The 4074-nt window shown below is 48.2% G+C and carries 1 protein-coding gene; it reads right to left on the reverse strand.

Translation table 11 applies throughout. From position 1 onward, the window contains the following. Positions 1-441: 441 nt before the first annotated feature. A complete protein-coding gene (locus AC0QHF_RS00375; protein WP_324702208.1) occupies positions 442-4008 on the reverse strand; it encodes a WD40 domain-containing protein in 3567 nt (1188 codons plus the stop codon). Between the last annotated feature and the right edge of the window lie 66 nt (positions 4009-4074).

Below are 4074 nucleotides of genomic sequence, written 5' to 3' on the forward strand. Positions count from 1 at the left end.
CCCCCACCCGAAATGTTCAGAGAAACCCGGTTTCTATCCCTCTCAATTATCCGCGATCGCACCCGACTGCCAGAACTAAAATGCCGGTTTAAATATTGAAACCGCTTGGGAATCAATTCCCAAGCTAATAGCCAAAATCATCTCAAGATGATTGGGGAGTTGGCGTGAAAAAAACGGCCCAGAACACAATTTTTCCGGCCGAGTCCACTTGAGTGGACTTTTGCTATCAGCCTTGAAATTCATTTCAAGGCGGGTCAATTCGGAGGGAGTAGTAGGTCGAGTTGAATTCATATCAAATCTGATATAAACCGCCCAGGTAATCAGCATACAATTGTTCCGGCCGAGTCCACTTGAGTGGACTTTTGCTATCAGCCTTGAAATGAATTTCAAGGCGGGTAAATTCGGAGGGAGTAGTAGGTCGAGTTGAATTATTATCAGATATTACCCTTCATCCGCGATCGCACCCAACCCCTGCAAATTCTCAATTTGAGCGTCGATCAAACCCGTGGCGTTTTCGATGTTCATATTCAAGTAAATATTGGGAATCTTGACACTCCTCAAACAGCGGCCCGTCTCCCCATGCCAAAACTTCAGCGTCCCATCCGAACTCCCCGTCATCACCCGGGGCAATTTCCGGTCAAACATCACTGAAGTCACCGTATTTTGATGTTCGTCAATGGTATGCAAACAGTCCCCCGTTTTCACATCCCATAACTTGAACGTCGCATCATCCCCGCCACTGCCCACCACCCGACCATCCGCACTCCAATCCACCGACCAAATCCGGCCTTCATGTCCGGACAAACTCCGCCGACAATCGCCATCTTTCAAATCCCAAATTTTCACCGTTTCATCTTCACTTCCACTCAGCAAAAAGCGGCTGTCGCGACTGAATGCGATCGCGCGAATACTATTTTTATGCCCCCGAAACGTTTGCAAACAATCCCCCGTTTTCAAATTCCAAATTTTAATCGTTTTATCATCACTCGCACTCGCCAATATCTCATCCTTCAGGGGATGAAACGCCACCGACCAAATCCAAGCTTCATGTCCCGGCAAAACCATCGCCAAATCGCCCGTTTGCAAATCCCAAATCTTCACCGTCGAATCCTGCCCCCCACTCGCCAAATACAAACCGTCGCGGCTGAATGAAATCGTCCAAATTCCCCCTTGATAATCCTCCGTGTGATACCGCAACGGTTCCCAAGCATCCCCCGTCTCCACATCCCAAAGTCGGATGGTTTCATCGTCCCCGCTACTCGCCACCGTCTTGCCATCGGGACTGAACGCCACCGACCAAACCCAGGCCGTATGTCCGGTTAATGTTTGCAAACAATCCCCCGTTTTCGGATTCCAAAGTCTCACTTTGTGATCCAAATGACTGCTGGCTAAAAATTCCCCGTCCGGACTCACCGCCAACGACCAAACCCAGTTGGTATGTCCCCGCAGGGTTTGCATACATTTGCCGTTTTTACTATTCCAAAGTTTGATAATTTGGTCATTATCTCCCGTCGCCACCGTCTGATTGTCGGGACTGAATGCCAAAGTCCGAATGCCGGTTTTATACTGTTTGGAAGCCGCCCGACATCTCCCCTTTGCGATCGCCCAAAATCGGACCTGGGCATCGAACCCCCCACTCGCCAAACTTTGACCGTCGGGGCTCCAAGCCAACACCTTGATTTCCTTCTCGTGTCCCGACAAAGTGCGATCGCATTTGCCCGTTTCCACATCCCAAACTCTGATAATTTTTTCAAAGCCACAACTGGCAATTTTGTCCCCATTCGGGCTAAACTGGACGCACCAAATCGCATTTCGACTGCCCCAGATAGTTTGCAGCACTTGACCCGTTTTCACATCCCAAAGTTTGATCGTCCGATCTGAACTGCCGCTGGCCAAAATTCGACCGTCCGGACTAAAAGCCACACCCAAAACCCACCCGTCATGACCCGTTATGGTTTGCAACAGTTTACCGCTATTGGCATCCCAAAATTTTATGGTGCGATCGTTGCATCCGCTGGCAATTAATGGTAGAATAGGATGGTAAGCAACCGACCAAACCCACCCCTCGTGTCCCTGCAAAGTGTACAACAATTGACCGTTTCTGGCATTCCAAATTTTGACCGTATAATCCAAACTGCTACTCACCAACTTTTCACCATCGGGACTATAAACCAGAGACACCACCCACCATCGATGTTTCCCAAACGTCAATTCCGGCTGTCCCGTGTCCAAGTTAACCAATCGAATCATCCCCTCGGAATCTCCCGTCGCCAAAAATCCTCCATCCGGAGAAAAATCGAGGGCATGAACCCCGCCGAAAAATTGAGTAAAAACAGTATTTTTAAAATCGCAACCCGAAAAATTCACATCTCGGAGACTGATGCCTTGTAAGTTAGCCTGCCAAATCGCCAATTTAGAAAAATCATAACCGTCCAAATTGACATCCAACTGACACAAAAGATGAATCAAATTGCCCCCGATATAACCGGGAGAAAAGGCATATTTTTGTTGACTTTTAGCAACCAAAGCTGTAAAATAATCGGGTAGCCGTGCCGGTAGAATTTGCAATTTTTCCGATACAGCCGCAATGACGGGATCGACAATCACCCTCACCTGACTGGATTGAATGTAATCCTTCGCCTTCGCCAGCCTCAACCCGTGAGTTCTAAATAAATTAAACTCCCCGGCAACAATTTCTTCCGCCACACTTTCGATCAACTTCTCCGTGACATATTCCATCAACGCCGGTTGCAGGGTAAACCGCTGCCTGTCGTCCGTATGTTCGATCAGCATTCGCCGCCGCAGGGACTGCAAACAGTCCGACAAATGTTGTTGGGAGATATCGCCAACCACATGATCTTTCAATTCCAGGACCGAAACGGGTTCTCGGTGTATCGCCAACCAAAATAAAACCCGATGTTCTTCCGGGGAGGAAACCTGAAAATGCCAGTCGAGGATGTGTTCCTGGAGATCTCGAAAACAGAATTTATTGAATTGCAAAAATTGACCGATATTGCCCGAAAACGAATCTTGAATGTGGGAAGCCGCCAACTTGAGTGCCAAAGGATTGCCTTTATAAGTGTCAATCAGTCGCCTCCATTCGGCTTCAGTTGCCGAAAATTGTCCCTTTTCTTCAAATAACCGTTTGCCCTCATCAACCGTCAACCCTTTTAACTGGAAAAACCGCACGGGTTGATGGTTGCCGGAGAGGGTTTCCAAATGACCGATTTTAGCCCTGCTGGTGAGCAGCAAACAACTTTGATGGTTGACTTGGGCGATTTTATCCAAAAGTTGATGATAATTTTCATAACCGGATTTATACTTGATCTCCGGAATTCCTTGGGTGAGGAGGGTTTCAAAGTTATCGAGAATCAATAAATACCGATTTTGTTGCAAGTACGAGATAACCAGAGAAATCTGTTCGTGAAGGGTGTCCGGCAAGTCGGTGTTTTGCTGGTGGGAGATAAACTGAATCCAGTCTCGGATGATATCTTCGACAGGTGGGGCATTGAGAAGCGATCGGCCAATTATCCCCTGAAAATTATAGCCGAGTTGCTGAGTCAATTTAACCGCCAGACTGGTTTTCCCTTTTCCCGGCAGTCCGACAATGGGAATTAAACGACAGCGATCGATTGTAATCCACTGCCGCAGGGTAGTCAAATCATCTTTTCTACCCAGAAAAAACCGCACATCCGGTGCCTCAGGCCAGTCCACCTCAATATCCGTTGGGGGAGACAGGGAAAAAAGCGACGATTCCAACACCTCTCTGAGGCGGGGTTTGGTGACAGGTTGCCCGAGGACCGAGCCGAGTAATTTCCAGAGTTTAGCCGCTTCCTTTCTGAGGCTATCTGCACTGCGATCGAGGGTTCTTGCCATCTTCACATATCCGTTTCCCTTCAAGGATTCTCGCAGAATGCCGATTTGAATGGGTGTGAGCGATCGGCCTGTTCTCTCCTCCACCAGTTGTCCAACTCGCTTAACAATTTCTTCATTTTTGTGACGGTCCATCGTTCGTCTCCCTGATCTGCAAACTGGGGTCTAAAACCCTCTGTGACGGAACTTGAAGCCCGAATA

This window comes from Lyngbya sp. CCY1209, assembly GCF_055795065.1.

Coding starts and splice junctions, on each gene's coding strand:
- AC0QHF_RS00375 (WP_324702208.1), bottom strand. CDS start 4,008: ATGGACCGTCACAAAAATGAAGAAATTGTTAAGCGAGTTGGACAACTG.